The organism is Streptomyces sp. NPDC053750, from assembly GCF_044544295.1.
Lineage (GTDB): Bacteria > Actinomycetota > Actinomycetes > Streptomycetales > Streptomycetaceae > Streptomyces.
The window spans coordinates 535,275-561,966 of sequence record NZ_JBITXB010000001.1; the positions used below are offsets into that span (position 1 = coordinate 535,275).

The 26,692-nt window shown below is 72.8% G+C and carries 21 protein-coding genes; 16 read left to right on the top strand and 5 right to left on the bottom strand.

The window, feature by feature from the left end; genetic code table 11:
• Positions 1-24 precede the first annotated feature (24 nt).
• Positions 25-1,014, top strand: coding sequence for a DNA polymerase III subunit delta (gene holA / locus ACIGO6_RS02290; protein ID WP_399870099.1), 990 nt, complete (start codon positions 25-27; stop codon positions 1,012-1,014).
• Between the two features lie 228 nt (positions 1,015-1,242).
• On the opposite strand, the gene rpsT is transcribed toward holA, so the two are convergent.
• Complete coding sequence (gene rpsT / locus ACIGO6_RS02295; RefSeq protein WP_030180898.1) at positions 1,243-1,509, bottom strand: 30S ribosomal protein S20; 267 nt, start codon at positions 1,507-1,509, stop codon at positions 1,243-1,245.
• 252 nt (positions 1,510-1,761) lie between these two features.
• On the opposite strand from rpsT, the gene lepA reads away from it, so the two are divergent.
• The 4 genes from lepA (at position 1,762) to hemW (ending at position 9,347) form a co-directional block, all read left to right on the top strand.
• The gene (lepA, locus tag ACIGO6_RS02300) at positions 1,762-3,630 is read left to right on the top strand and encodes a translation elongation factor 4 (RefSeq protein ID WP_399870101.1); all 1,869 of its coding nucleotides are present in this window, start codon (positions 1,762-1,764) and stop codon (positions 3,628-3,630) included.
• Between the two features lie 333 nt (positions 3,631-3,963).
• The gene (locus ACIGO6_RS02305; RefSeq protein WP_399870103.1) at positions 3,964-5,841 is read left to right on the top strand and encodes an AMP-dependent synthetase/ligase; all 1,878 of its coding nucleotides are present in this window, start codon (positions 3,964-3,966) and stop codon (positions 5,839-5,841) included.
• Positions 5,842-5,990: 149 nt separating this feature from the next.
• Positions 5,991-8,069, top strand: coding sequence for a SpoIIE family protein phosphatase (locus ACIGO6_RS02310; protein WP_399870105.1), 2,079 nt, complete (start codon positions 5,991-5,993; stop codon positions 8,067-8,069).
• 45 nt (positions 8,070-8,114) lie between these two features.
• Entirely contained in the window at positions 8,115-9,347 is a 1,233-nt protein-coding gene (gene hemW, locus ACIGO6_RS02315) for a radical SAM family heme chaperone HemW (RefSeq protein WP_399870107.1), read from the top strand.
• Positions 9,348-9,441: 94 nt separating this feature from the next.
• Here hemW and ACIGO6_RS02320 read toward each other — a convergent pair whose 3' ends face one another.
• Complete coding sequence (locus ACIGO6_RS02320) at positions 9,442-10,242, bottom strand: DUF3097 domain-containing protein (RefSeq protein WP_399870109.1); 801 nt, start codon at positions 10,240-10,242, stop codon at positions 9,442-9,444.
• A gap of 34 nt (positions 10,243-10,276) precedes the next feature.
• Complete coding sequence (locus tag ACIGO6_RS02325) at positions 10,277-11,011, bottom strand: MBL fold metallo-hydrolase (RefSeq protein WP_399870111.1); 735 nt, start codon at positions 11,009-11,011, stop codon at positions 10,277-10,279.
• 177 nt (positions 11,012-11,188) lie between these two features.
• On the opposite strand from ACIGO6_RS02325, the gene hrcA reads away from it, so the two are divergent.
• The 9 genes from hrcA to ACIGO6_RS02370 all read left to right on the top strand — a co-directional run bounded on the left by hrcA (position 11,189) and on the right by ACIGO6_RS02370 (position 21,967).
• The gene (gene hrcA / locus ACIGO6_RS02330) at positions 11,189-12,205 is read left to right on the top strand and encodes a heat-inducible transcriptional repressor HrcA (RefSeq protein ID WP_399870113.1); all 1,017 of its coding nucleotides are present in this window, start codon (positions 11,189-11,191) and stop codon (positions 12,203-12,205) included.
• The gene (gene dnaJ, locus ACIGO6_RS02335) at positions 12,206-13,342 is read left to right on the top strand and encodes a molecular chaperone DnaJ (protein ID WP_399870114.1); all 1,137 of its coding nucleotides are present in this window, start codon (positions 12,206-12,208) and stop codon (positions 13,340-13,342) included.
• Between the two features lie 478 nt (positions 13,343-13,820).
• Entirely contained in the window at positions 13,821-14,909 is a 1,089-nt protein-coding gene (locus tag ACIGO6_RS02340) for a nitronate monooxygenase (RefSeq protein ID WP_399870116.1), read from the top strand.
• Positions 14,906-15,655, top strand: coding sequence for a 16S rRNA (uracil(1498)-N(3))-methyltransferase (locus tag ACIGO6_RS02345; protein ID WP_399870118.1), 750 nt, complete (start codon positions 14,906-14,908; stop codon positions 15,653-15,655). Before ACIGO6_RS02340 ends, ACIGO6_RS02345 begins: the two co-directional genes overlap by 4 nt.
• A gap of 144 nt (positions 15,656-15,799) precedes the next feature.
• Entirely contained in the window at positions 15,800-16,342 is a 543-nt protein-coding gene (locus tag ACIGO6_RS02350; protein WP_399870119.1) for a hypothetical protein, read from the top strand.
• A gap of 71 nt (positions 16,343-16,413) precedes the next feature.
• Complete coding sequence (locus ACIGO6_RS02355) at positions 16,414-19,620, top strand: S41 family peptidase (RefSeq protein WP_399870121.1); 3,207 nt, start codon at positions 16,414-16,416, stop codon at positions 19,618-19,620.
• A 53-nt stretch (positions 19,621-19,673) separates the two neighbouring features.
• The gene (locus tag ACIGO6_RS02360) at positions 19,674-20,027 is read left to right on the top strand and encodes a histidine triad nucleotide-binding protein (protein ID WP_399870122.1); all 354 of its coding nucleotides are present in this window, start codon (positions 19,674-19,676) and stop codon (positions 20,025-20,027) included.
• Between the two features lie 15 nt (positions 20,028-20,042).
• Positions 20,043-20,948 carry a ribonuclease Z gene (locus ACIGO6_RS02365; protein ID WP_399870123.1) on the top strand — a complete coding sequence of 302 codons (906 nt, stop codon included), beginning with the start codon at positions 20,043-20,045 and terminating at the stop codon, positions 20,946-20,948.
• 20 nt (positions 20,949-20,968) lie between these two features.
• Entirely contained in the window at positions 20,969-21,967 is a 999-nt protein-coding gene (locus ACIGO6_RS02370) for an adenosine deaminase (RefSeq protein ID WP_399870125.1), read from the top strand.
• A gap of 3 nt (positions 21,968-21,970) precedes the next feature.
• On the opposite strand, the gene ACIGO6_RS02375 is transcribed toward ACIGO6_RS02370, so the two are convergent.
• Both ACIGO6_RS02375 and ACIGO6_RS02380 read right to left on the bottom strand, forming a co-directional pair.
• A complete protein-coding gene (locus ACIGO6_RS02375; protein WP_399870127.1) occupies positions 21,971-23,320 on the bottom strand; it encodes an MFS transporter in 1,350 nt (449 codons plus the stop codon).
• Between the two features lie 174 nt (positions 23,321-23,494).
• The gene (locus ACIGO6_RS02380) at positions 23,495-24,289 is read right to left on the bottom strand and encodes an IclR family transcriptional regulator (protein ID WP_399870128.1); all 795 of its coding nucleotides are present in this window, start codon (positions 24,287-24,289) and stop codon (positions 23,495-23,497) included.
• Positions 24,290-24,395: 106 nt separating this feature from the next.
• Between ACIGO6_RS02380 and ACIGO6_RS02385 the strand changes: the two genes are divergently transcribed.
• Together ACIGO6_RS02385 and ACIGO6_RS02390 are read left to right on the top strand one after the other, a co-directional pair.
• A complete protein-coding gene (locus ACIGO6_RS02385; protein WP_399870129.1) occupies positions 24,396-25,355 on the top strand; it encodes a 5-dehydro-4-deoxyglucarate dehydratase in 960 nt (319 codons plus the stop codon).
• Positions 25,352-26,647: a glucarate dehydratase family protein gene (locus ACIGO6_RS02390; protein WP_399870131.1), complete on the top strand. Its 1,296-nt coding sequence runs from the start codon at positions 25,352-25,354 to the stop codon at positions 26,645-26,647. Before ACIGO6_RS02385 ends, ACIGO6_RS02390 begins: the two co-directional genes overlap by 4 nt.
• The last annotated feature ends 45 nt before the right edge of the window (positions 26,648-26,692 follow it).

Sequence of the window (26,692 nt, forward strand, 5' to 3'; positions counted from 1 at the left end):
CCGGTGCGTGCGATGCTTGTCGCGATGGCCAGGAAGACTGCGAATGACGACCCTCTCGCCCCGGTGACCCTTGCCGTGGGCCAGGAGGACCTCCTGCTCGACCGTGCCGTGCAGGAGGTGGTGGCCGCCGCGAAGGCCGCCGACGCCGACACGGACGTGCGCGACCTGACCCCCGACCAGCTGCAGCCCGGCACACTCGCCGAGCTCACCAGCCCGTCGCTCTTCGCCGAGCGCAAGGTCGTGGTCGTACGCAATGCGCAGGACCTGTCCGCCGACACGGTCAAGGACGTGAAGGCCTACCTCGGCGCACCCGCCGAGGAGATCACTCTGGTCCTGCTGCACGCGGGCGGCGCCAAGGGCAAGGGCCTGCTGGACGCGGGGCGCAAGGCGGGCGCGCGCGAGGTGGCGTGCCCGAAGATGACGAAGCCCGCCGACCGGCTGGCCTTCGTCCGGGCGGAGTTCCGCACCGCCGGGCGGTCGGCCACCCCCGAGGCGTGCCAGGCGCTGGTCGACGCGATCGGCAGCGATCTGCGGGAGCTGGCCTCCGCGGTGTCCCAGCTGACCGCCGACGTCGAGGGGACGATCGACGAGGCGGTCGTCGGGCGGTACTACACCGGACGCGCCGAGGCCTCCAGCTTCACGGTCGCCGACCGGGCGGTCGAGGGACGTGCGGCCGAGGCCCTGGAGGCGCTGCGCTGGTCGCTGGCGACCGGCGTGGCACCGGTGCTGATCACCAGCGCGCTGGCCCAGGGCGTGCGGGCGATCGGCAAGCTGTCCTCCGCCCGCGGCGGACGCCCCGCCGACCTCGCCCGTGAGCTCGGCATGCCGCCGTGGAAGATCGACCGCGTCCGGCAGCAGATGCGCGGCTGGACCCCGGACGGCGTCTCCGTGGCCCTGCGCGCGGTGGCCGAGGCGGACGCCGGGGTGAAGGGCAACGGGGACGATCCCGAGTACGCCCTGGAGAAGTGCGTGGTGACCATCGCACAGGCGGCGCGTTCGCGGGGACGGACCTGAACCGGGTCGCGGGACCGACCTGACCCGGGGGCAGACGCCCCGCTCACCTCACACCGAAGGCCCCGGCGCCGTCCTGGGGAAGGACGGCCACCGGGGCCTTCGGATCAAGCTCGCGGATCCATGCCCGCGTGGCGAACGCAGGCCGCGCATGGATCCTGGGTGCCGGACGGGAGCGGATGAGAGAGGGCCCGCTCTGGGTCCCTCCGGCGATCAGACCAGATAAGGGGTTCAGCCCTTGAGAGCGCCGACCTTCTGCGCCAGCGCCGACTTCTTGTTGGCGGCCTGGTTCTTGTGGATGACGCCCTTGGAGACGGCCTTGTCGAGCTGGCGCGAAGCGACGCGCTGGTACTCGGTGGCCTTCTCGACGTCACCCGCGGCAGCGGCCTCACGGGCCTTGCGGATCGCGGTCTTCAGAGAGGACTTGACGGCCTTGTTGCGCAGCCGGGCCTTCTCGTTGGTCTTGTTCCGCTTGATCTGGGACTTGATGTTCGCCACGAATGAGCCTTTGCAGGTTCAGGCACGAGGCCGCGAAGGTCCCGTGCCGATGATTTCTTGAAGGAGTGCCTCGCGCTGAGAGGGCATGAGACACAGCCCCCCACACTACCAGCGGCTGCTCAGCCCACCCAAACCCGGCCTCAACCCCTCCCAAACCCATCCCAGCGCCCCACCCGTGGGACCATGGAAGCTACGTATCGATCCGACCCGAGACCGCAGACACTGCGGACGCCTCAAGAATCAGGACCCTGCGTGCCCGCGATCCCTAGCCATGTGCCCGAGCCGAGCCGTACCGACCCGGCTCTGATCCGCAATTTCTGCATCATCGCGCACATCGACCACGGCAAGTCCACGCTCGCCGACCGGATGCTCCAGCTGACCGGTGTGGTCGAGCAGCGGCAGATGCGCGCCCAGTACCTCGACCGCATGGACATCGAGCGCGAGCGCGGCATCACGATCAAGTCCCAGGCGGTGCGGTTGCCGTGGGCCCCCACCCACGACAAGGGCAACACGCACATCCTCAACATGATCGACACCCCCGGGCACGTCGACTTCACCTACGAGGTCTCGCGGTCGCTGGCCGCGTGCGAGGGCACCATCCTCCTCGTCGACGCCGCCCAGGGCATCGAGGCCCAGACCCTCGCCAACCTCTACCTGGCGATGGAGAACGACCTCACGATCATCCCCGTGCTGAACAAGATCGACCTGCCGGCCGCGCAGCCCGAGAAGTTCGCCGAGGAGCTCGCCAACCTGGTCGGCTGCGACCCCGACGACGTGCTCAAGGTCTCCGCGAAGACCGGGCTCGGCGTCGACGTGCTGCTGGACAAGGTCGTCGCCGAGGTCCCGGCCCCGGTCGGCGTCAAGGACGCCCCGGCCCGCGCGATGATCTTCGACTCCGTCTACGACTCGTACCGCGGTGTCGTGACGTACGTCCGTGTCATCGACGGCCAGCTCAACAAGCGCGAGCGGATCCGGATGATGTCCACCGGCGCCACGCACGAGCTGCTGGAGATCGGCACCAACTCGCCGGAGATGCTCGCCGCCGACGGTCTCGGCGTCGGCGAGGTGGGCTACCTGATCACCGGTGTGAAGGACGTCCGCCAGTCCAAGGTCGGTGACACCGTCACCAGCCAGCACAAGGGCGCCGAGGAGCCGCTCGGCGGCTACAAGGACCCCAGGCCCATGGTGTTCTCCGGCCTGTACCCGCTGGACGGCTCCGACTACCCGCTGCTGCGCGAGGCCCTGGACAAGCTCCAGCTCAACGACGCCGCGCTGGTCTACGAGCCGGAGACGTCCGCCGCCCTCGGCTTCGGCTTCCGCGTCGGCTTCCTCGGCCTGCTCCACCTCGACGTGATCCGCGAGCGGCTGGAGCGCGAGTTCAACCTCGACCTGATCGCCACCGCGCCCAACGTGGTCTACCGCGTGGTCATGGAGGACGGTACCGAGTACACCGTCACCAACCCGAGCGAGTTCCCCGAGGGCAAGATCAACGAGGTCTACGAGCCGGTCGTGCGCGCCACGATCCTGGCCCCGACCGAGTTCATCGGCGCGATCATGGAGCTGTGCCAGACCCGGCGCGGCACCCTGCTCGGCATGGACTACCTCTCCGAGGACCGGGTGGAGATCCGCTACACCCTCCCGCTCGCGGAGATCGTCTTCGACTTCTTCGACCAGCTGAAGTCCAAGACCCGCGGCTACGCCTCCCTGGACTACGAGCCCACCGGCGAGCAGACCTCCAGCCTGGTCAAGGTCGACATCCTGCTGCACGGCGACAAGGTGGACGCCTTCTCGGCGATCACCCACAAGGACCAGGCGTACGCGTACGGCGTACGGCTCGTCGCCAAGCTCAAGGAGCTCATCCCGCGGCAGGCCTTCGAGGTGCCGGTCCAGGCCGCCATCGGCTCCCGGGTGATCGCCCGCGAGACCATCCGCGCCATCCGCAAGGACGTCCTCGCCAAGTGCTACGGCGGTGACATCTCCCGTAAGCGGAAGCTGCTGGAGAAGCAGAAGGAAGGCAAGAAGCGGATGAAGATGGTGGGTTCCGTGGAGGTTCCGCAGGAGGCCTTCATCGCGGTCCTGTCCAGCGATGACAGCGCGGGGCCGGGCAAGGCCAAGAAGTAACCGGGCCGGTCCGTCCGATCCACTCCGTCCACCCCGGCAAAACGGACACGAAGGGGCCCGTCGTGCAAAAGCGCGGCGGGCCCCTTCGCATGTCACGGGTGGCTCTCGTACGAAATGACAGGGCGCGGAGACTTACGCGCAGGCCGGTCGCCCCTTACTCTGATGCCTGCCCGATAGTTACTCGCGAGTTAAACAACGTCTGAAGCAGCGCCTGAAGAAGCACCCGAAGAAGCACCCGAAGCAGCGCCCTGAACAACCGCCCGAGAGTGAAACCAGCCGCACCTGAGCCAGCCGCAACGAGCCAGCCGCACCGTCGCGGGCCCGGAGGATGTCGTGAGCGACACACAGACACTGATCGAGAACCGTCCGCCCTCCGTGGCCGGACTCTTCCTGGAGCGGGTGGCGGCCACGCCGGACGCCGAGGCGTACCGCTACCCGGTGCCGCCGGCCTCGGGTGAGGGCCCCGACGACTGGAAGTCCCTCACCTGGGCCCAGGCCGCCGAGCGGGTCTACGCGATCGCGGCCGGTCTGGTCGAACTCGGTCTGCAGCCCGAGCAGCGCGTGGCCCTGGCCTCCTCCACCCGGCTCGAGTGGATCCTGGCCGACCTCGGCATCATGTGCGCCGGCGCGGCGACGACCACGGTCTATCCGCAGACCAACGCCGACGAGTCGGCGTACATCCTCGCCGACTCCGAGAGCCGGGTGCTGATCGCGGAGGACGCCGCCCAGCTGGCCAAGGCCAGGGAGAAGCGCGCGGAGTTGCCGGACCTCACCCATGTCGTGGTGATCGACGCGACCGGCGCCGACACCGGCGAGGACTGGATCCTCACCCTCGACGAGCTGGAGCGCCGGGGCGCGGCCCGCCTCGAGACGGACCCCGAGGTGGTCAAGAAGCGGGTCGGCGCCCTCACCAAGGACCAGCTCGCCACCCTCATCTACACCTCCGGCACCACCGGCCGCCCCAAGGGCGTCCGCCTGCCGCACGACAACTGGTCGTACATGGCGAAGGCGATCGCCGCGACGGGCCTGGTCACCAAGGACGACGTGCAGTACCTGTGGCTGCCGCTGGCGCACGTCTTCGGCAAGGTGCTGACCTCCGGTCAGATCGAGGCCGGTCACGTCACCGCCGTCGACGGCCGCGTCGACAAGATCATCGAGAATCTGCCGGTCGTGCAGCCGACCTACATGGCGGCCGTCCCGCGCATCTTCGAGAAGGTCTACAACGGCGTCGCCGCCAAGGCCCGCGCGGGCGGCGGGGCCAAGTACAAGATCTTCCAGTGGGCGGCGGAGGTCGCCCGCGAGTACGCCAAGGTCACCCAGGACAACTTCAAGCGCACCGGCACCCGCACCGCCCCCTTCGGCCTCGCCACCAAGCACAAGGTCGCCGACGCCCTCGTGTACGCGAAGATCCGCGACGCGTTCGGCGGGCAGCTGCGGGCGTGCGTGTCCGGCTCGGCCGCCCTCGCGCCGGAGATCGGGTACTTCTTCGCGGGCGCCGGCATCCACATCCTGGAGGGCTACGGCCTCACCGAGTCCTCCGCCGCGTCCTTCGTGAACCCCGGCGAGGCCTACCGCACCGGCACCGTCGGCAAGCCGCTGCCCGGCACCGAGGTGCGCGTCGCGGACGACGGCGAGATCCTGCTGCGCGGCCCCGGCATCATGGAGGGCTACCACAAGCTGCCCGAGAAGACCGCCGAGGTCCTGGAGTCGGACGGCTGGTTCCACACCGGCGACATCGGCGAGCTCTCGCCCGACGGCTACCTGCGCATCACCGACCGCAAGAAGGACCTCATCAAGACCTCCGGCGGCAAGTACATCGCGCCCGCCGAGGTCGAGGGCCAGTTCAAGGCGGTCTGCCCCTACGTCTCCAACATCCTGGTCCACGGCGCCGACCGGAACTTCTGCACGGCGCTCATCGCCCTCGACGAGGTCGCCATCCTGGAGTGGGCGAAGGAGAACGGCCTGGAGGGCAAGTCGTACGCGGAGGTCGTCGCGGCACCGGCGACGGTCGAGATGGTCGACGGCTACGTCAAGCAGCTCAACGAGGGCCTCCAGCGCTGGCAGACCATCAAGAAGTACCGCCTGCTGCCGCGGGACCTCGACGTGGAGCACGGCGAGATCACCCCGAGCCTGAAGCTGAAGCGGCCGGTCGTGGAGCGGGAGTACAAGCACCTGATCGAGGAGATGTACGAGGGCGCGCGGGAGGCGTAGCGCAGCGGCGGGCTTCGAACGTCCGCTTAGCACGGTTCTCACTCGTGGCGGCCGACTTCGGTAACTCCGCGCTTATGGACGGGGTCGGTCTGTCACTCTGTCAGGCAACGACTGCGAGGTATTCGCACGAACTGCCCGGGGAGCCGTCCATGGGGGCCATTCCGACCCAACGGGAGACAGTCTCCTGTGCGAGTGGTGCGCACGCGCACACTGCTGAGGCATCCGCCCAGGAGTGCGCGCGGGCGCACGCCGTCCTGCTCGGAAGCCCACTGGCGCCGGGCGCGGCGCGCGCGGTGGTGCGCGCGGCGCTCGCGGACTGGGTCGCGCTAGGGCTGCCCGGCACGGCCCGGCTGACCGAGCAGCTCGCCGCCGACGTCCTCGTGGTCGCCAGCGAGCTGGTCACCAACGCCGTCGTGCACGCGGGCACCGACCTCGAGATGTCCTGCCGGCTGGGGGAGACGGGCACACTCGTCGTCGAGGTCACGGACCGCCATCCCTCCCGCGCCCCGGGGAGCGGCGGCGAGAACGAGGTGCCGCGCGAGAGCCCCGAGTACGGGCGCGGTCTGCGGCTCGTCGCCGCGCTCTCGGAGTCCTGGGGCATCACGTACCGCCCGGGCGCCAAGACGGTGTGGGCGCGGCTTCCGGTCGCGGGCCGGGAGGCAGCCGAGGCCGCCGGGGTCGCCGAGTCCGAGCAGGTCGAGGTGCACACCGGGGGCGACTTGGCGGCAGGCCCCGACGCGTTGGCAGCTCCCGACGCGTTGGCAGGCCCTGACCCGGCGGCAGGCCCCGTCCGCGTGACCGACCCCGACCGGGCGACCCACCCCGGTCAATGGGACCTCCCGCAGTGGCCGGAGGACTGGCGGGACGACGCGACGCCCGCCACCACCGGCACCGGCGCCGCCCGGCGCGGTGTCCGGGACCGGGAATGGCTGGGCCGCGGTGCCCTGTCCTTCCTCGCCGAGGCCTCCGACCTCCTCGCCGGGCAGCTCGACGAGGACCTGATCGCCTCCCTCACCGGACAGCTGATCGTGCCGCGCCTCGCCGACTGGTGCGGCGTCTGGCTGGAGGACGAGTCCCTGGGCCGGGGAGCCTGGAGCGACGATCCCGGGACCGCCGTGGGAGCGCGGCTCGCCCGCGTCTGGCACGGCAGCGAGAGTCACATCGAGGAACTGCGCCGGGCCCTGGAGAAGGACCCGCCCCGCCCCCACGACCCGTGGCGCTCCGGCCCCGTCGCCCACCCCTGGCCCGACGAGGCCCTCGGCACGCACGGCGCCGCGCTCGCCTACCGCCTGGTCGCGGGCGGCCGGCCGCTGGGCACCCTGGTCATCGGGCGCTCGGGCGTCCTCCGCTTCCCCGAGGAGATCAGCGGCCTCGTCGAGGACCTCAGCCGCCGGGTCGCCCTCGCCATCGGCGCCGCCCGCCAGTACGCCCGGCAGGCCACCATCAGCGCGGTCCTCCAGCGCGGCCTGCTGCCCGGCGCCGTCGCGGAGATCCCGGGCGTGCGCAGCGCCCTCGTCTACGAACCGTGCGACAAGGGGGGACCCAGCGGCGACTTCTACGACCTCTTCCCGGCCGGTGACGGCCGCTGGTGCTTCACCGTCGGCGACGTCCAGGGCAAGGGCCCCGAGGCCGCCGTCGTCATCGGGCTGGCCCGGCCCTGGCTGCGGCTGCTGGCCCGCGAGCAGTACGGCGTCCCCGACGTCCTCGATCGCCTCAACCAGCTCCTCCTCGACGACGCCACGGAAGCCGCGGACGCCGCCGCGCGCGCCCTGGTCGCCGTCGGCGGCCGTCCGGTTGCCCCGGGCGACGGACCGCAGACCCGGTTCCTGTCCCTCCTCTACGGCGAACTGGCCCCCTTCGACGGCGGCGTCCGCTGCACCCTCGCCTCCGCGGGGCACCCGCTGCCCCTGCTCCTCTCGCCCGACGGCACCGTCCGCACCGTCGCGCAGCCGCAGACCCTCCTCGGCGTCGTCGAGGACGCGACGTACACCAGCGAGACCTTCGAGCTGCGCTCCGGCGACACCCTGCTGTGCGTCACGGACGGGATCACCGAGCGGCGCAGCGGCTCCCGCCAGTTCGACGACGGGGACGGGCTCGCCGCGGTGCTCGCCGGGTGCGCGGGGCTGGAGGCCGGGCTGGTCGCCGAGCGCATCCGGCGACTGGTGCACGAGTTCGGGTCCCGGCCCCCGGAGGACGACCTGGCGCTGCTGGTGCTGCAGGCCGAGTAGTCACGCCGTACGGGGCAACCGCGGCCGTACGGGACAATGGAACGCATGCCCTCCGCACTCCCCGACGGCGAACCCGTCCCCGCCGACGGCGCCCTGCCCGCGTCCGCGCTCGCCGGGGCCGCCGACCGCCCCCTCGGCTTCTACCTGCACGTCCCGTACTGCGCGACCCGCTGCGGCTACTGCGACTTCAACACCTACACCGCCACCGAGCTGCGCGGCACCGGCGGCGTCCTCGCCTCCCGTGACAACTACGCCGAGACCCTCGTCGACGAGGTCCGGCTGGCCCGCAAGGTGCTCGGCGACGACCCCCGCGAGGTCCGCACGGTCTTCGTCGGCGGCGGTACGCCGACCCTGCTGGCCGCCGGTGACCTGGTACGGATGCTGCGCGCGATCCGCGACGAGTTCGGCCTCGCCGCGGACGCGGAGGTGACGACGGAGGCCAACCCGGAGTCGGTCGACCCCGCCTATCTGGCGGCGTTGCGCGAGGGCGGCTTCAACCGGATCTCCTTCGGCATGCAGAGTGCGAAGCAGCACGTGCTGAAGGTGCTGGACCGCACCCACACGCCGGGACGTCCCGAGGCGTGCGTGGCGGAGGCCCGTGCGGCCGGCTTCGAGCACGTCAACCTCGACCTGATCTACGGCACCCCCGGCGAGTCCGACGACGACTGGCGGGCCTCGCTGGACGCGGCGCTCGGCGCCGGACCCGACCATGTCTCGGCGTATGCCCTGATCGTCGAGGAGGGCACCCAGCTCGCGCGGCGCATCCGGCGCGGGGAGGTGCCCATGACCGACGACGACGTCCATGCCGACCGGTACCTGATCGCGGAGGAGACGCTGTCGGCGGCGGGCTTCGACTGGTACGAGGTGTCGAACTGGGCCACGTCCGACGCGGGGCGCTGCCTGCACAACGAGCTGTACTGGCGGGGCGCCGACTGGTGGGGCGCGGGGCCGGGGGCGCACTCCCACGTGGGGGGCGTGCGGTGGTGGAACGTGAAGCATCCGGGGGCGTACGCGGGGGCGCTGGCGGCGGGGAAGTCGCCCGGCGCGGGCCGCGAGGTGCTGACCGGCGAGGACCGGCGGGTCGAGCGCATTCTCCTGGAGCTGCGGCTCCGCGAGGGTGTCCCGCTCTCTCTCCTCCGCGAGGAGGGACTCGCCGCCTCTCGCCGTGCCCTGTCGGACGGGCTGCTCCAGGAGGGGCCGTACGAAGAGGGGCGGGCCGTACTGACCCTGCAGGGGCGGTTGCTGGCGGACGCGGTGGTGCGGGACCTGGTGGACTGACAAGGCGCCTGAACGGCCTCGTCCGCAAACGCCGGACGGGCTGGATTCAGCCCGTCCGGGGACGGGACGGGAAGGGGCGGCGGGGGTGAAAAACTCAGGTCGTCACGAAGTCGATCAATTCCTCGACCCGCCCCAGCAGCTCCGGCTCCAAGTCCTTGTAGGAGCCCACCCGCGCCAGGATCGCCTGCCACACCGCGCCCGTGTTCTCGGGCGGCCAGCCCAGGGCCCGGCACACGCCCGTCTTCCAGTCCTGGCCGTGCGGGACGCGGGGCCAGGCGTCGATGCCCAGCGACGACGGCTTCACGGCCTCCCAGATGTCGATGTAGGGATGGCCCACGACCAGCGCGTGCTCGCTCGTCACCGACTCCGCGATCCGCCACTCCTTCGAACCCGGCACCAGATGGTCCACCAGGACCCCCAGCCGCGCGTCCGGCCCCGGGGCGAAGTCGGCGACGATCGACGGGAGGTCGTCCACGCCCTCCAGGTACTCCACGACCACGCCCTCGATGCGCAGGTCGTCGCCCCAGACCTTCTCGACCAGCTCGGCGTCGTGCCGCCCCTCGACGTAGATGCGCCCGGCACGGGCCACACGCGCGCGTGCCCCCGGGACCGCCACCGAACCGGACGCCGTACGGGTGGGCCGTACCGGACCGGACGACGGCCGTACCAGCGTCACCACCCGCCCCTCCAGCAGGAAGCCGCGCGGCTCCATCGGGAACACGCGGTGCTTGCCGAAGCGGTCCTCCAGGGTCACCGTGCCCGCCTCGCAGCCGACCACCGCGCCGCAGAACCCGGTGCCGGGCTCCTCGACCACCAGGCCGGGATCGGCCGGGACCTCCGGTACCGGCTGCGGTTTCTTCCACGAAGGGGTCAGGTCGGCGGAGTACTGGCGCATTCTGATGACGATACGAGGAGCGGGTGAGCGGTGATCAGCGCGACACGCCGAACCGGGCGGCGAGCGCGTCCCGTTGGGCCCGGACGAACGCCGCGTCCACCACCGCTCCGTGACCGGGAATGTACAGCGCGTCCTCACCGCCGAGGTCGAGCAGCCGGTCCAGGGCGGCGGGCCAGTGCGACGGTACGGCGTCGGGGCCCGCCTGCGGCTCGCCGGACTCCTCGACCAGGTCGCCGCAGAAGACGACCTCCACCTCGCCCGGCACCAGCACCGCGAGGTCGTGGCCGGTGTGCCCGGGGCCCACGTTGGCGAGCAGGACCTGCCGGCCGCCGCCCAGGTCGAGCGTCCACTCGCCGCAGACCTCGTGGGGAACCCGGACGAGCGCGTCGGCCGCCTCCTCCGCCGGCCGCGTGTCCAGGCCCTCGGCCACCGCGTCCGACCGCAGCGCCTCCCGCCCGTGTCCGCCCCGCGCGAACACCGCGTCCGTGCCCACCGCGCCGTACACCTCCGCGCCCGCGAACGCCGCGGCGCCGAAGACGTGGTCGAAGTGCGGGTGGCTCAGCGCGAGATGTGTCACACGGTGACCGGCGAGCTCCTGCGCCTGCGCGCGCACCCGGGCGCCCTCACCGAGGCTCGACCCGGCGTCCACCATCAGGGCCGCGCCCGCGCCGACCACGAGCCCCACGGTGCAGTCCCATCCCGGCAGCCGGCGTCGGCCGACCCCGGTGGCCAACCTCTCCCACCCCAGGTCTTCCCAAGTCACGCTCATGACGGCGACGCTATCGGTGGGCGCCCCCTCGGGCACGGCGACGCGGTACCGGCCGGGAACCGGCCTTGCCGGGGGCGTACCCCACGGCCGTACACTGGGCCGGGGAAGTCTGGCACTCGCGCGCCGTGAGTGCCAGAGAGGACGCCGGGCGGACGACTTCGGGAGGTGTGTGCGCCGATGCTCAGTGAACGCAGGCTGCAGGTGCTGCGCGCCATCGTCCAGGACTACGTCGGCACCGAGGAGCCGGTCGGCTCCAAGGCCCTCACCGAGCGGCACAACCTCGGCGTCTCGCCGGCCACCGTGCGCAATGACATGGCGGCCCTGGAGGACGAGGGGTTCATCGCCCAGCCGCACACCAGCGCGGGGCGCATCCCGACCGACAAGGGCTACCGGCTCTTCGTCGACAAGCTGGCCGGCGTCAAGCCGATGACCGCGCCCGAGCGGCGTGCCATCCAGAACTTCCTGGAGGGCGCCGTCGACCTCGACGACGTGGTGGCCCGTACGGTGCGGCTGCTCGCGCAGCTGACCCGGCAGGTCGCCGTCGTGCAGTACCCGTCGCTGACCCGCTCGACCGTGCGGCACGTGGAGCTGCTCTCGCTCGCGCCCGCGCGCCTGATGCTCGTGCTGATCACGGACACCGGGCGGGTCGAGCAGCGGATGGTCGACTGCCCGGCGCCGTTCGGTGAGGCGTCCCTCGCGGACCTGCGGGCGCGGCTCAACAGCCGGGTCGCGGGGAGGCGGTTCACGGACGTGCCGAGCCTGGTGGAGGATCTGGCGGACGCCTTCGAGGCCGAGGACCGCGGTACGGTCTCCACCGTGCTCTCCACTCTCCTGGAGACGCTGGTCGAGGAGAACGAGGAGCGGCTGATGATCGGCGGCACCGCCAATCTGACCCGCTTCGGGCACGACTTCCCCTTGGTGATCCGACCCGTCCTCGAGGCGCTGGAGGAGCAGGTCGTGCTCCTCAAGCTGCTCGGCGAGGCGAAGGATCCGGGCGTGACCGTACGGATCGGTCACGAGAACGCCCACGAAGGACTCAACTCCACGTCCGTCGTGTCGGTGGGCTACGGTTCGGGCGGCGAGGCGGTTGCCAAGCTCGGCGTGGTCGGACCGACCCGCATGGACTACCCGGGAACGATGGGAGCGGTACGCGCAGTGGCACGGTACGTCGGACAGATCCTGGCGGAGTCGTAGGTGGCCACGGACTACTACGCCGTACTCGGCGTACGCCGCGACGCGTCCCAGGACGAGATCAAGAAGGCGTTCCGGAGGCTCGCCCGCGAGCTGCACCCGGACGTCAATCCCGATCCGAAGACCCAGGAGCGGTTCAAGGAGATCAACGCCGCGTACGAGGTGTTGTCGGACCCGCAGAAGAAGCAGGTCTACGACCTCGGCGGCGACCCCCTCTCGCAGGCGGCCGGCGGTGGCGCGGGCGGCTTCGGCGCGGGTGGCTTCGGGAACTTCTCGGACATCATGGACGCGTTCTTCGGTACGGCGTCGCAGCGCGGGCCGCGCTCGCGCACGCGCCGGGGCCAGGACGCGATGATCCGTATCGAGGTCGAGCTGGACGAGGCCGCGTTCGGTACGACCAAGGACATCCAGGTCGACACGGCGGTCGTCTGCAACACCTGCAACGGCGAGGGTGCGGCGCCCGGCACGGCGGCCCAGACGTGTGACATGTGCCGCGGTCGCGGTGAGGTGTCGCAGGTCACCCGGTCCTTCCTGGGCCAGGTCATGACCTCGCGTCCCTGCCCCCAGTGCCAGGGCTTCGGCACCGTGGTCCCGACCCCGTGCCCGGAGTGCGCGGGCGACGGCCGGGTCCGCTCCCGGCGCACGCTGACCGTGAAGATCCCCGCCGGTGTCGACAACGGCACGCGGATCCAGCTCGCGGGCGAGGGCGAGGTCGGCCCCGGCGGCGGTCCCGCCGGCGACCTGTACGTCGAGATCCACGAGCTGCCGCACTCGACCTTCCAGCGCCGCGGCGACGACCTGCACTGCACGGTCACCATCCCGATGACGGCGGCGGCCCTCGGCACGAAGGTGCCGCTGGAGACGCTCGACGGCATGGAGGAGGTCGACATCCGCCCGGGCACCCAGTCCGGCCAGTCGATCCCGCTGCACGGCCGGGGTGTCACCCACCTGCGCGGCGGCGGCCGGGGCGACCTCATCGTCCACGTCGAGGTGACCACCCCGACCAAGCTCGACCCCGAGCAGGAACGCGTGCTGAGGGAGCTTGCCAAGATGCGCGGCGAGGAGCGTCCGCAGGGGCAGTTCCAGCCTGGGCAGCAGGGTCTCTTCTCCCGGCTGAAGGACGCGTTCAACGGGCGCTGATGCGCTGAGCCGAGGGGCGTCCGCGGTCTTGTCGCTGCGGCGCCCGCAGGTCCTGGCCGGGGGTCCGGGGGTTGCCCCCGGGCAGGCACAGTCAGCCTGGGCAGCAGGGTCTCTTCTCCCGGCTGAAGGACGCGTTCAACGGGCGCTGATGCGCTGAGCCGAGGGGGGTCCGCGGCCTTGTCGCTGCGGCGCCCGCAGGTCCTGGCCGGGGGTCCGGGGGTTGCCCCCGGGCAGGCACAGTCAGCCTGGGCAGCAGGGTCTCTTCTCCCGGCTGAAGGACGCGTTCAACGGGCGCTGATGCGCTGAGCCGAGGGGGCGTCCGCGGCCTTGTCGCTGCGGCGCCCGCAGGCCCTGCCGGGGGCCCGGGGAGGCGGCCTTCGTGGCGTGCCGCCAGGGGTTTTTCGATGCGGATGCTCCTGGCGTATGCCGCCGGAAGCCCGGATTCGGACTTGTGCGGAGGACGTGACACCATGCGGTCATGTCCTCCGCACTGACCGATCTTTTCCCCTACCCGATCGTGCAGGCGCCCATGGCGGGCGGCGTCTCCGTGCCGGCGCTCGCCGCCGCGGTCTGCGAAGCGGGAGGGCTGGGATTCCTGGCCGCCGGGTACAAGACCGCGGACGGGATGTACCAGGAGATCAAGCAGTTGCGCGGACTGACGAGCCGCCCCTTCGGCGTCAACCTCTTCATGCCGCAGCCCGAGACGGCCGACCCCGCCGCCGTCGGTGTCTACGCCCATCAGCTGGCCGGCGAGGCCGCCTGGTACGAGACGGAGCTCGGCGACCCCGACTGCGGCCGGGACGACGGCTACGAGGCCAAGCTCGCGGTGCTGCTGGACGACCCGGTGCCGGTGGTGTCGTTCCACTTCGGTGTCCCCAGCCGTGAGGTCGTCGACTCCCTGCACCGCGTCGGCACCTTCGCCCTGGTCGCGGCGACCACCGCGGAGGAGGCCCGGGCCGTCGAGCGGTCCGGCGCCGACGCGGTGATCGCGCAGGGCGCCGAGGCCGGCGGACACCAGGGCACCCACCGGGACCACCCGGAGACCGGCGGCGTCGTCGGCACCGGACTGCTGTCGCTGGTCGCCCAGGTCCGGGAGGCGGTGAGCCTGCCGATCGTCGCCGCCGGCGGCATCATGCGCGGCGGCCAGATCGCCGCGGTGCTCGCGGCCGGCGCGAGCGCGGCCCAGCTCGGCACCGCCTTTCTCGCCACCCCCGAGTCCGGCGCGCACGCCCTGCACAAGGACGCGCTGACCAACCCCCTGTTCGTCCGCACCGAGCTGACCCGTGCCTTCTCCGGCCGCCCCGCCCGCGGCCTGGTCAACCGCTTCCTGCGCGAGCACGGCCCGTACGCCCCCGCCGCCTACCCGGAGGTGCACCACCTCACCGCGCCGCTGCGCAAGGCGGCGGCGAAGGCGGGTGACGCGCAGGGCATGGCGCTCTGGGCGGGCCAGGGCCACCGGATGGCCCGGGACCTGCCCGCCGGCCGGCTGGTGGAGGTGCTGGCGGCCGAACTCGCGTCCGCCGGGACAGCGTTGTCGCAGTACACGACGGGAGGCAACGCCCGATGACGGCACCGGTGTTCGTGGTCGACTCGCTCCAGCCGGGGGACCCGGCCGCGGGGGAGTACGTCCTGGACGGCCCCGAGGGGCGGCACGCCGTCTCGGTGAAGCGGCTGCGGGCGGGCGAGGACGTCGTCCTCACCGACGGGCACGGCCGCTGGGCCGAGGGCGTCGTGAAGGCCGCCGAGGGCAAGGACCGCCTGGTGGTCACCGTTGCGGACGGCGTGCGCGAGGAGCCCGCCGAACAGCCCCGCATCACCGTCGTCCAGGCCCTGCCGAAGGGCGACCGCGGGGAGCTGGCCGTCGAGACGATGACCGAGGTCGGCGTCGACGCGATCGTGCCGTGGGCGGCGTCCCGCTGCATCACCCAGTGGAAGGGCGACCGGGGTCTGAAGGCGCTCGGCAAGTGGCGGGCGACGGCCCGGGAGGCCGGCAAGCAGTCCCGCCGGGTCCGTTTCCCCGACGTCGCGGACGCGGCGACGAGCAAGCAGGTTGCCTCACTTCTGGCCGACGCAGACTTCGCCGCCGTACTCCACGAGAGCGGCGACGCGCCGCTGGCCGCCGCCGAACTCCCCGCCTCCGGCGACATCGTGCTGGTCGTCGGTCCCGAAGGGGGCGTGTCCCCCGAGGAATTGGCGCTCTTCGCCGAGGCCGGTGCGCACCCCTACCGCCTGGGACGCAGCGTCCTGCGCACCTCCACCGCCGGCACCGCGGCGACCGCCGTACTCCTCGCCCGCACCGGCCGCTGGTCCTGACGGCGTCGGCCCACCCGCCCCGACGGGCGGTCCGGCGGAGGCCGACCGGTCCGAACCGGCGTTCACGGCACAACCGTTCACGGTGGTGAGGAGTGGCCGTATGCGCCCTACCGCGGGGCCGACGCCGGTGGCAGGCTGCCGTGCATGGGGGCATTGAGGCGTATTTCGCACCGGGTGAGCCGGCCGCGCGGGCGGCGTGTCGCACTGGTGGCGGGCGGCGCGGTCGTCGCCGTCGGCGGTGTCGTCGCGTGCGATCCGGACGGGCTGAGTTCCGCGTCCGTGGCGTACACGACCGACCAGACCGTGACGCGCGAACTCGACCGGCGGGACGCGGACGTGCGGTGGCTCACCTGCACGTCGTCCTTCGGGGACACTGGACGGAGCGCCTCGGCCACCGAGAAGAACGTCGCCTCCGTCCACTGCGAGGGCAAGACCGACGGCGGCCAGGACATCACCGTCGACGGCGAGGTGACCCGGGTCGTCAACGGCGCCTGCGTGCGCGGGAACCTGACCGCGAAGGTGGACGGCAAGGAGTGGTTCCGGGTCAAGGGGCTGGGGAACTGCGACGCCACGAGCGCCCCGCCCGCGAACCGGCCCTCCCAGCAGCAGCCCGGACCCACCGTGACCGTCACCCGGACCGTCTGGTGCCCGGACGACCCGCACTGCCGCCCCGTGGAGGGCAAGTAGCCCGGCGGCCGGTGGCCGGTAAGTGATCCAAACCTCTGTCGGCGGGCGGCGCCCCTGCATAGGCTGAGGGGGTGACACAGCCCGCAGCGCCTGCCTACCTCCGCTTTCCGCACCCGCACGGCGAGTTGGTCGCCTTCACCGCCGAGGACGACGTGTGGCTCGCCCCGCTCGACGGCGGCCGCGCCTGGCGGGTCAGCGCCGACAACGTGCCGGTGAACCACCCGCGCATCTCGCCCGACGGCACCACCGTCGCCTGGACCTCCACCCGCGACGGCGCCCCCGAGGTGCACATCGCGCCCGCCGACGGCGGCCCCGCCAAGCGCCTCACCCACTGGGGCAGCATCAGGACCCAGGTCCGCGGCTGGACCCCGGACGGACGGGTCCTCGCCCTCAGCACCTACGGACAGGCCAGCCTGCGCCGCAGCTGGGCCCGCGCCGTCCCGCTCGACGGCGGACCGGCCACCACCCTGCCGTACGGGCCCGTCGGCGACGTCGCCCACGGCCCGCACACCGTGCTGCTGTCCGCGCCGATGGGCCGCGAGGCCGCCTGGTGGAAGCGCTACCGGGGCGGCACCGCGGGCAAGTTGTGGATCGACGCCGCCGACGACGGCGAGTTCGTCCGGCTGCACGCCGACCTCGACGGCAACATCGAGTACCCCTTCTGGGTCGGCGAGCGCATCGCCTTCCTCTCCGACCACGAGGGCACCGGCGCCCTCTACTCCTCCCTCGCCGACGGCGCCGACCTGCGCCGGCACACCGCGCTCGACGGCTTCTACGCCCGGCACGCCGCCACCGACGGCACGCGCGTCGTGTACTCCTCCGCCGGTGAACTGTGGACGCTGGACGACCTGGACGGTGCCGAGCCGCGTCGGCTCGACATCCGGCTCGGTGGCGCGCGCGTCGACCTCCAGGCGTACCCGGTGAACGCCGCGCGCTGGTTCGGCTCGGCCTCCCCCGACCACACCGCGCGCGGCAGCGCCGTCGCCGTCCGCGGCGGCGTCCACTGGGTCACCCACCGCGCCGGTCCGGCCCGCGCGCTCGCGGCGACGCCCGGCGTCCGCACCCGGCTGCCGCGCACCTTCCGCGCCGACGGCGAGGAGTGGGTGGTGTGGGTGACGGACGCCGAGGGCGACGACGCCCTGGAGTTCGCGCCCGCCACCGGCCTCGCGCCCGGCGCCACCGCGCGGCGCATCGCCGCCGGCCGGCTCGGCCGGGTGCTGAACCTCGCCATGGCCCCCGACGGCAGCCGCGCCGCCGTCGCCTCCCACGACGGGCGGGTCCTGCTCGTCGAGCGCGAGAGCGGTGAGGTCCGCGAGGTCGACCGCAGCGAGAACGGTGACGCCTCCGGGCTGGTCTTCTCGCCCGACTCGGCCTGGCTCGCCTGGTCGCACCCCGGCCCCGACCCGCTGCGCCAGCTCAAGCTCGCCAACACCACCGACCTGTCGGTGAGCGAGGCGACCCCGCTGCGCTTCAAGGACTACTCGCCGGCCTTCACCCTGGACGGCAAGCACCTCGCCTTCCTCTCCACCCGCTCCTTCGACCCGGTCTACGACGAGCACGTCTTCGACCTCGCCTTCGTCGAGGGCGCCCGCCCGTACCTGATCACGCTGGCCGCGACCACCCCCTCGCCCTTCGGTCCGCAGCGCCACGGCCGCCCCTTCGAGACCCCGGACCGCGACGAGACCCCCGACAGCGAGGGCACCCCGACCACCCGGATCGACATCGAGGGCCTCGCCGACCGCATCGTGCCCTTCCCGGTCGAGGCCGCCCGCTACTCCCGGCTGCGCGCCGCCAAGGACGGCGTCCTGTGGCTGCGCCACCCGCTCACCGGTGTCCTCGGCGCCTCCCGCGCCACCCCGGACGACCCGGACCCGCACACCGAGCTGGAGCGCTACGACCTCGCCCAGCAGCGCGTCGAGCACCTCGCCGGCGACGCCGACCACTACGAGGTCAGCGGCGACGGCAAGCGGGTGCTGCTGTGGACCGACGGACGGCTCAAGGTCGTGCCCAGCGACCGGCGGGCCTCCGGCGACGAGGACAGCGACACCAACATCACCGTCGACCTGGGACGGGTACGGCAGACCGTCGACCCGGCCGCGGAGTGGCGGCAGATGTACGACGAGACCGGCCGCATCATGCGGGACCACTTCTGGCGTCCCGACATGAACGGCGTCGACTGGGACGGCGTCCTGGACCGCTACCGCCCCGTCCTGGACCGCCTCGCCACCCACGACGACCTGGTCGACCTCCTCTGGGAGGTGCACGGCGAACTCGGCACCTCGCACGCCTACGTCACCCCGAGCGGCGGTCACGGCGGCGGCGCCCGGCAGGGACTGCTCGGCGCCGACCTCTCCCGGCACGAGGACGGCGCCTGGCGCATCGACCGCGTCCTGCCCTCGGAGACCTCCGACCCGCACGCCCGCTCCCCGCTCGCCGCACCCGGCGTCGCCGTGCGCGCCGGGGACGCGATCGTCGCGGTCGCCGGACAGCCCGTCGACCCGGTCACCGGGCCCGGTCCGCTGCTGGTGGGCACCGCGGGCAAGCCGGTCGAGCTGACCATCTCCCCGGCCGGCGGCGGAGAGCTGCGGCACGCGGTCGTCGTCCCCCTCGCCGACGAGGAGCCGCTGCGCTACCACGCCTGGGTCGCCGACCGCCGCGCCTACGTCCACGAGAAGTCCGGCGGCCGGCTCGGCTACCTCCACGTCCCCGACATGCAGGCCCCCGGCTGGGCGCAGATCCACCGCGACCTGCGCGTCGAGGTGGCCCGGGAGGGTCTGGTCGTCGACGTCCGCGAGAACCGGGGCGGGCACACCTCCCAGCTGGTCGTGGAGAAGCTCGCCCGGCGCATCGTCGGCTGGGACCTGCCCCGCGGCATGCGGCCGGCCAGCTATCCGCTGGACGCGCCCCGCGGCCCGGTCGTCGCCGTCGCCAACGAGTTCTCCGGCTCCGACGGCGACATCGTCAACGCGGCGATCAAGGCGCTCGGCATCGGGCCGGTCGTGGGCGTGCGCACCTGGGGCGGCGTCATCGGCATCGACAGCCGCTACCGGCTGGTCGACGGCACGCTGATCACCCAGCCCAAGTACGCCTTCTGGCTGGAGGGTTACGGCTGGGGCGTGGAGAACCACGGCGTCGACCCCGACGTCGAGGTCCCCCAACGCCCCCAGGACCACGCAGCGGGCCGCGACCCCCAGTTGGACGAGGCGATCCGTCTGGCACTGGCAGCCCTGGAGGAAACCCCGGCGAAGACCCCGCCCAGCCTGCCGGCCTCGGACTGAGCGCCCGGTCGATACGATGCCCCTGTACAAGATCACCGGTGTGAGGAGGCCCCATGTCAGGGGAACCGCAGGACGACTGCCTGTTCTGCAAGATCGTCGCGGGGACGATCCCGGCGACCATCGTCCGTGAGACCGAGACGACCGTCGCGTTCCGCGACATAAACCCCCAGGCCCCCACCCATGTCCTGGTGATCCCCAAGGCGCACTACAAGGACGCCGCCGCCCTCGCCGCCGGCGCCCCGGAACTCGCCGCGGACCTCCTGCGCGAGACCCAGGCGGTCGCCGACGAGGAGAAGCTGGACAGCTACCGCATCGTCTTCAACACCGGTACCGGCGCCGGTCAGACCGTCTGGCACACCCACGCCCACGTCCTCGGCGGCCGCGGCCTCGAATGGCCCCCCGGATAAGCAGGCCCCACCCCGATGTCCGTACGCGAACTCGTCGTCCTCGGCACCGCCAGCCAGGTCCCGACCCGGCACCGCAACCACAACGGCTACCTGCTCCGCTGGGACGGCGAGGGCATCCTGTTCGACCCCGGCGAGGGCACGCAGCGCCAGATGCTGCGCGCCGGGGCCGCCGCCCACGACCTGAACCGGATCTGCGTCACGCACTTCCACGGCGACCACAGCCTCGGCCTCGCCGGCGTCATCCAGCGCATCAACCTCGACCAGGTGCCGCACGAGGTCACCGCCCACTACCCGCGCTCCGGGCAGCGTTTCTTCGAGCGCCTGCGGTACGCCACCGCCTACCGCGAGACGGTCGCCCTCACCGAGGCCCCGGTCGACACCGACGGCCCCCTGGCCGTCACCCCCGCCTACACCCTCGACGCCCGCAGGCTCTCCCACCCCGTCGAGTCCTACGGCTACCGCCTCACCGAGCCCGACGGCCGCCGCATGCTGCCCGACCGCCTGGCCGCGCACGGCATCAAGGGCCCCGACGTGGGCCGCATCCAGCGCGACGGCTCGCTGAACGGCGTCGCACTCGACGAGGTCAGCGAGGTCCGCCGCGGCCAGCGGTTCGCGTTCGTCATGGACACCCGGCTGTGCGAGGGCGTGCACGCGCTCGCCGAGGGCTGCGACCTGCTGGTCATCGAGTCCACGTTCCTCGACGAGGACGAGGCGCTCGCCACCGACCACGGCCACCTCACCGCCGGTCAGGCCGCGCGGGTCGCCCGGGACGCGGGCGTACGCCACCTGGTCCTCACCCACTTCAGCCAGCGCTACTCGGACCCGGAGGAGTTCGCGCGGCAGGCGCGCGCGGCCGGCTACGAGGGGGAGCTGACCGTGGCCCACGACCTACTGAGAGTCCCGGTTCCGAAACGTCGGTGAAACCGCCGTACGATGCTCTGATGCCCCTGCCCAAAGCTGAACTGCACCTCCACATCGAAGGCACCCTGGAGCCGGAGCTGGCCTTCGAGCTGGCCGCCCGCAATGGGGTGTCCCTGCCGTACCCGGACACGGACGCCCTGCGCGAGGCCTACCGGTTCGAGGACCTCCAGTCCTTCCTGAACCTGTACTACGAGCTCATGGCCGTCCTGCGCACCGAGCGGGACTTCGAGGACCTCGCGAACGCCTACCTCGCCCGCGCCGCCGCGCAGGGCGTGCGGCACGCGGAGATCTTCTTCGACCCGCAGGCCCACCTGGCCCGGGGCGTGGAGATGGGCACGGTGGTCGAGGGCCTGTGGCGGGCGCTGGGCACCAGCCGGGACCGGCACGGCGTGTCCACCCGCCTGATCATGTGCTTCCTGCGCGACGAGTCCGCCGAGTCGGCCCTCGCGACCCTCGACGCCGCGAAGCCGTACCTGGACCGGATCACCGGCGTCGGCCTGGACTCGGCCGAGGTCGGGCACCCGCCGGTCAAGTTCCGCGAGGTGTACGAGGCCGCCGCCGCGCTCGGGCTGCGCCGGGTCGCGCACGCGGGTGAGGAGGGGCCGCCGGAGTACGTCACCGAGGCCCTGGACGTCCTCGGCGTCGAGCGGATCGACCACGGGCTGCGCTGCGTGGAGGACCCGGCGCTGGTCGAGCGGCTGGTGCGCGACCGCGTGCCGCTGACCCTGTGCCCGCTGTCCAACGTCCGGCTGCGCACGGTCGACACCCTCGCCGACCACCCGCTGCCCGCCATGCTGGACGCGGGCCTCATGTGCACCGTCAACTCCGACGACCCGGCCTACTTCGGCGGCTACGCGGGCGACAACTTCGACGCCGTACGCCAGGCCCTCGGCCTTACCGAGGAGCGGTTGCGGGAGCTGGCCCGCAACTCCTTCCTCGCCTCCTTCCTGGAGGACGACGAGGAGCTGCGGGCGCGGTACCTCGCCGAGGTGGCGGCGTACGAGTTCCCGACGGCGTAGGCCTCAGCGCGTTCCGGACCCCGGTGTGGCCGCCGCCTGCCGGGGTCCCGCCGTGTCGTAGGCACCCTGGACGGCCACGGCCGGGGCGTCGACGTCGATCTCCACGACCGGCTGCTCCGCGGCCCCGACCTCCGGCACGGCCCCGCTGGGCGCGCCCGTCGCGGCGGCGACCAGGGCGGCCGGGGTACCGCCGCGGCGGCGGATCGCGCCGGCCAGCAGCGGGCGCCCGCCGGTGTGCAGCGCGACGGCGGTCATCGGCACGGCGACCAGCAGCAGACCGGCGCCGAGGATCAGGCCCATGCCCGCGTAGCCGGCCTGCGCCGACAGCACACTGCCGGTCAGCGGCCCGGCCGCCGTGCCCAGCGAGGAGGCCGAGCCGACGAGCACCGCCCACCGGCCGCGCGGGTCGAGCGAGGCGGCGAGGCCGATCAGGTACGACAGCACGACCGGGTACAGCGTGTTCCAGGCGATCTCCCCGGCCGCGAAGACCGTGGGCGTGGTCGCGGACGCGCTCACCGCGATGCAGCCCGCGATCAGCACCGTGCCCGCCCCGACGGGCATCGCCCGCCCCAGCCGGGGCCCGAGCGCGCCGGCCACCAGCACGCCCACCAGACCCGCGCCCAGCGCGACGGCGAAGACGACCCCGAGGGTGGCGTCGCCCAGGCCGGCCTGCGTGAGCCCGATCCGGCCGCTGACGCCCCACAGGGAGTTCTGCGCGAGGGACCAGCACAGCACGGTGGCGGCCAGGACCAGGCCCGAACGGCGGCGGGGGAGCGGGGTGGTGAGGTCCGTGCCGGGCGCGTCCGGTGACGTGGCCGTCCCGCCCGGCAGCCGGGCGGTCAGCGGCCACACCGCGAGGGCGGTCAGCGCGATCGCGGCCAGCGGCAGGGCGTGCGACCGGCCGAGGTGCGGCACCGTCAGGTACACCGCGCCGGCCAGCGCGGACACGCTCAGCAGGCCCGCGGTGGAGGCGCGGTGGGGGTCCTTCTCGGCGGCGATGCGGGTGGCGGCGACCGTGGTGGCCGTACCCGACCCGAAGCCGCCGAGGACGGCGCCGGCGACGACGGCCCAGACGGTGGTGGAGAGCGAGGCGGCGCCGTAGCCGAGGACGGCCAGGGCGAGCCCGAACCGGGCCAGCGTCCGGGCGCCGACCCGCTGCACCCGGGAGGCCAGCAGGAAGCCGGCGGTCGCCGAACTCAGCAGCAGCGCGCTGCCGACGGCGCCCGCCTGAGTGGCGGTCAGCGCAAGGCCGGTGTCGAGCCTGCCGACGGTGGTGGGCAGCAGGTAGGGAGGCAGGTACCCGGCCGTGAAAAGGGCGACGAGGGGCCAGGGAGTGGAGCGGGGGGCGAACACGGGCGTTCCCAGGGCATGCGAAAGGGACGGTGGGAGGGAGGGGGGCGACGACCGTCGACGGACAGGAACGCGCGCGCAATTTGTATCAAGCGCGGGGAGGCCCGAAACAGGCGAGGGGGTGTGTTGTGTGTCACATATGCGTTTGGGGGTTTCAGGCTCGGGTAGCAGTGGGCGCTAACGCCAGTGGACCGACCCGCCCCCGGCCGGAATCGACGCCTCCACCTTGGCCCTGATCTCCCTCATCACCGCGACGATCCGCGCCTCGTGATCCGGCGTCAGCCGGGCCACCGGCACCGAGCAGCTGATCGCGTCCAGCGCCGGGACCTCGTACCGCAGTGCGAAGCCGAAGCCGACGATTCCCGGCACGCCCTCCTCGCGGTCCACGGAGTAGCCGCGCGTCCGGGTCCGGGCGAGGTCGGCCGCCAGGGACTCCCTGCTGGTGAGGGTGTTCGGGGTCAGCGCCTCGTACGGCCCCTCGGGCAGCTCCGCGTCCGGCCGCTCGGCCAGCAGCGCCTTGCCGAGCGCGCCCACGTGGGCGGGCAGCCGGCGCCCCACCCTGCTGATCGTGCGCAGGTACTCGTGCGACTCCCGCGTCGCCAGATAGGCCACGTCGCGCCCGTCCAGCCGCCCCAGGTGGATCGTCTCGCCCAGCGCCTCGGACGCCTCGTCGAGATACGGCCGCGCCACCCGCACCCGCGGGTCGGAGTCGAGATAGCTGGTGCCGGTGAGCAGGGCGTGGATGCCGATGCCGTACAGCGAGCCGGTGACGTCGGTGCGCACCCAGCCGCGGGAGATCAGGGTCTGGAGCAGCGCGTACATCGAGCTGCGCGGCACGCCCAGCTCGTCCGCCAGCTCCTGCAGCCGCGCCGGACGGTCCCCGCGGGCGGCCAGCACCTCCAGCAGCTCCACCGTGCGCGCCGCCGACTTCACTTCACGGACGCCACCGGCCGCGCCCCCTGTCTCCGACATGTGCCGATCGTAAGCGGATGCCGCCGACCCATTGACGCCACCCGGTCGCCTATCTAATCTCCATCTCCATACGTGGATGACGTCTACATACGGAGATGGACGGATGATGAGTACGGGTTCCCCCGCGGACGCCGCCCGGACGGACCTGGTCCGACGGCTGCGGGAGGGGATGGCGACGAGCGTGCTGTCCTTCCCTCTGACCAGCTTCCACGACGACGGCTCCCTCGACCCCGACGGCTACCGCGCCTACGTCGCCGACCGCCTCGCCGCCCGGCCCGGCGCCCTCTTCCCCGCCTGCGGCACCGGCGAGTTCTTCTCCCTGGACGAGGACGAGTACCGGCAGGTCGTCACCATCGCCGTCGAGGAGACCGCCGGACGCGTGCCCGTCGTCGCCGGGACCGGCTACGGCTGGGCGCAGGCCCTGCGGTTCGCGCGCATCGCCGAGGACGCCGGCGCCGACGCCCTCCTCGTCATGCCGCACTACCTCACCGCCGCCCCGCAGGAGGGCCTCGTCGCCCAGCTGGAGCGGATCGCCGCCGGCACCCGGCTGCCGCTGATCGCCTACCAGCGCGGCCAGGTCGCCTACACCGCCGATTCCCTCCGGCGCATCGCCCGCGTCCCCGGCGTGATCGGCCTCAAGGACGGCCACAGCGACCTGGACCGTCTCCAGCGCCTCGTCCTCGCCGCCCCCGAGGACTTCCTCTTCTTCAACGGCGCCGCCACCGCCGAGGTCCAGGCCCGCGCCTACGCCGCCGTCGGCGTCCCCGCCTACTCCTCCGCCGTGCACGCCTTCGCCCCCGAGATCGCGAACGCCTTCCTCGCCGCACTGCAGGAGGGCGACAGCGGCACCGCCGACAAGCTGCTGCGCGACTTCTACGTCCCCCTCGTCGAACTGCGTGACCGCGTCCCCGGATACGCCGTGTCCCTGGTGAAGGCGGCGGCCCGGCTGCGCGGCTGCCCCGTCGGCCCCGTCCGCGCCCCCCTCACCGAGCCGTCGCCCGCCGACCTCGCCGCCCTCAAGACCCTGCTCACCGCCGGACTCGACCTCGTAGGAGCCGCCCTGTGACCCGCGACCTCACCATCACGGCCGTCCACCTGACGCCGATCCTGGTCGCCGACCCGCCCCTGCTCAACACGCAGGGCGTCCACCAGCCGTACACCCCCCGCCTGATCGTCGAGGTCGAGACCGCCGACGGCATCACGGGGGTCGGCGAGACCTACGGCGACGCCAAGTACCTGGAGCTGGCCCGCCCCTTCGCCGACAAGCTGGTCGGCCGTCAGGTCTCGGACCTGAACGGTCTGTTCACCACCGCCGACGAGGTCGCCGTCGACTCCTCCCGGGTCTCCGGCCAGGTCGACGTCGGCGGGCTGCGCGGCGTCCAGACCGCCGACAAGCTGCGCCTGTCCGTCGTCTCCGGCTTCGAGGTCGCCTGCCTCGACGCCCTCGGCAAGGCGCTCGGCCTGCCCGTGCACGCGCTGCTGGGCGGCAAGGTGCGCGACGCCGTGGAGTACAGCGCGTACCTCTTCTACAAGTGGGCCGACCACCCGGCGGGCGTGGCGAGCGAGAAGGACGACTGGGGCGCCGCCGTCGACCCGGCCGGCGTCGTCGAGCAGGCCCGCACCTTCACCGAGCGGTACGGCTTCACCTCCTTCAAGCTCAAGGGCGGCGTCTTCCCGCCCGAGGAGGAGATCGCCGCGATCAGGGCCCTCGCCGAGGCCTTCCCCGGACACCCCCTGCGCCTGGACCCCAACGGCGCCTGGTCCGTGGAGACCTCGCTGAAGGTCGCCGCGGAACTCGGGGACGTCCTGGAGTACCTGGAGGACCCCGCGCTCGGCACCCCGGCCATGGCCGAGGTCGCCGCGAAGACCGGCGTGCCCCTCGCCACCAACATGTGCGTGACGACGTTCGCCGAGATCCAGGAGGCGTTCACCAAGGGCGCCGTCCAGGTCGTGCTCTCCGACCACCACTACTGGGGCGGGCTGCGCAACACCCAGCAACTGGCCGCCGTGTGCCGCACCTTCGGCGTCGGGGTGTCCATGCACTCCAACACCCACCTCGGCATCAGCCTCGCCGCCATGACCCACGTGGCGGCCACCGTGCCGAACCTCCACCACGCCTGCGACTCCCACTACCCCTGGCAGTCCGAGGACGTGCTCACCGAACGGCTCACCTTCGACGGCGGCAAGGTCACCGTCTCCGACGCCCCCGGCCTCGGCGTCGAACTCGACCGCGACCAGTTGGCGTTCCTCCACCGGCGCTGGCTCGACGACGACGGCACGTACAAGGACCGCGACGACGCGGCGGCGATGCGCGTCGCCGACCCGGAGTGGGTCACCCCGTCCGTCCCCCGTTGGTGAACCGTCCCCCTGGTCCCCCTTCCCCCACCCCTGCCACGACCGGAG

Excerpts from the sequence above, each read along its gene's own strand:
- ACIGO6_RS02325 (WP_399870111.1), bottom strand. The coding sequence starts at position 11,011 with ATGAGCGTGACTTGGGAAGACCTGGGGTGGGAGAGGTTGGCCACCGGG.
- ACIGO6_RS02365 (WP_399870123.1), top strand. The coding sequence starts at position 20,043 with ATGTCCGTACGCGAACTCGTCGTCCTCGGCACCGCCAGCCAGGTCCCG.
- ACIGO6_RS02340 (WP_399870116.1), top strand. The coding sequence starts at position 13,821 with ATGTCCTCCGCACTGACCGATCTTTTCCCCTACCCGATCGTGCAGGCG.
- ACIGO6_RS02345 (WP_399870118.1), top strand. The coding sequence starts at position 14,906 with ATGACGGCACCGGTGTTCGTGGTCGACTCGCTCCAGCCGGGGGACCCG.
- ACIGO6_RS02385 (WP_399870129.1), top strand. The coding sequence starts at position 24,396 with ATGAGTACGGGTTCCCCCGCGGACGCCGCCCGGACGGACCTGGTCCGA.
- ACIGO6_RS02350 (WP_399870119.1), top strand. The coding sequence starts at position 15,800 with ATGGGGGCATTGAGGCGTATTTCGCACCGGGTGAGCCGGCCGCGCGGG.
- hrcA (WP_399870113.1), top strand. The coding sequence starts at position 11,189 with ATGCTCAGTGAACGCAGGCTGCAGGTGCTGCGCGCCATCGTCCAGGAC.
- hemW (WP_399870107.1), top strand. The coding sequence starts at position 8,115 with ATGCCCTCCGCACTCCCCGACGGCGAACCCGTCCCCGCCGACGGCGCC.
- ACIGO6_RS02310 (WP_399870105.1), top strand. The coding sequence starts at position 5,991 with ATGGGGGCCATTCCGACCCAACGGGAGACAGTCTCCTGTGCGAGTGGT.
- ACIGO6_RS02360 (WP_399870122.1), top strand. The coding sequence starts at position 19,674 with ATGTCAGGGGAACCGCAGGACGACTGCCTGTTCTGCAAGATCGTCGCG.
- holA (WP_399870099.1), top strand. The coding sequence starts at position 25 with ATGGCCAGGAAGACTGCGAATGACGACCCTCTCGCCCCGGTGACCCTT.
- ACIGO6_RS02380 (WP_399870128.1), bottom strand. The coding sequence starts at position 24,289 with ATGTCGGAGACAGGGGGCGCGGCCGGTGGCGTCCGTGAAGTGAAGTCG.
- ACIGO6_RS02320 (WP_399870109.1), bottom strand. The coding sequence starts at position 10,242 with ATGCGCCAGTACTCCGCCGACCTGACCCCTTCGTGGAAGAAACCGCAG.
- ACIGO6_RS02370 (WP_399870125.1), top strand. The coding sequence starts at position 20,969 with ATGCCCCTGCCCAAAGCTGAACTGCACCTCCACATCGAAGGCACCCTG.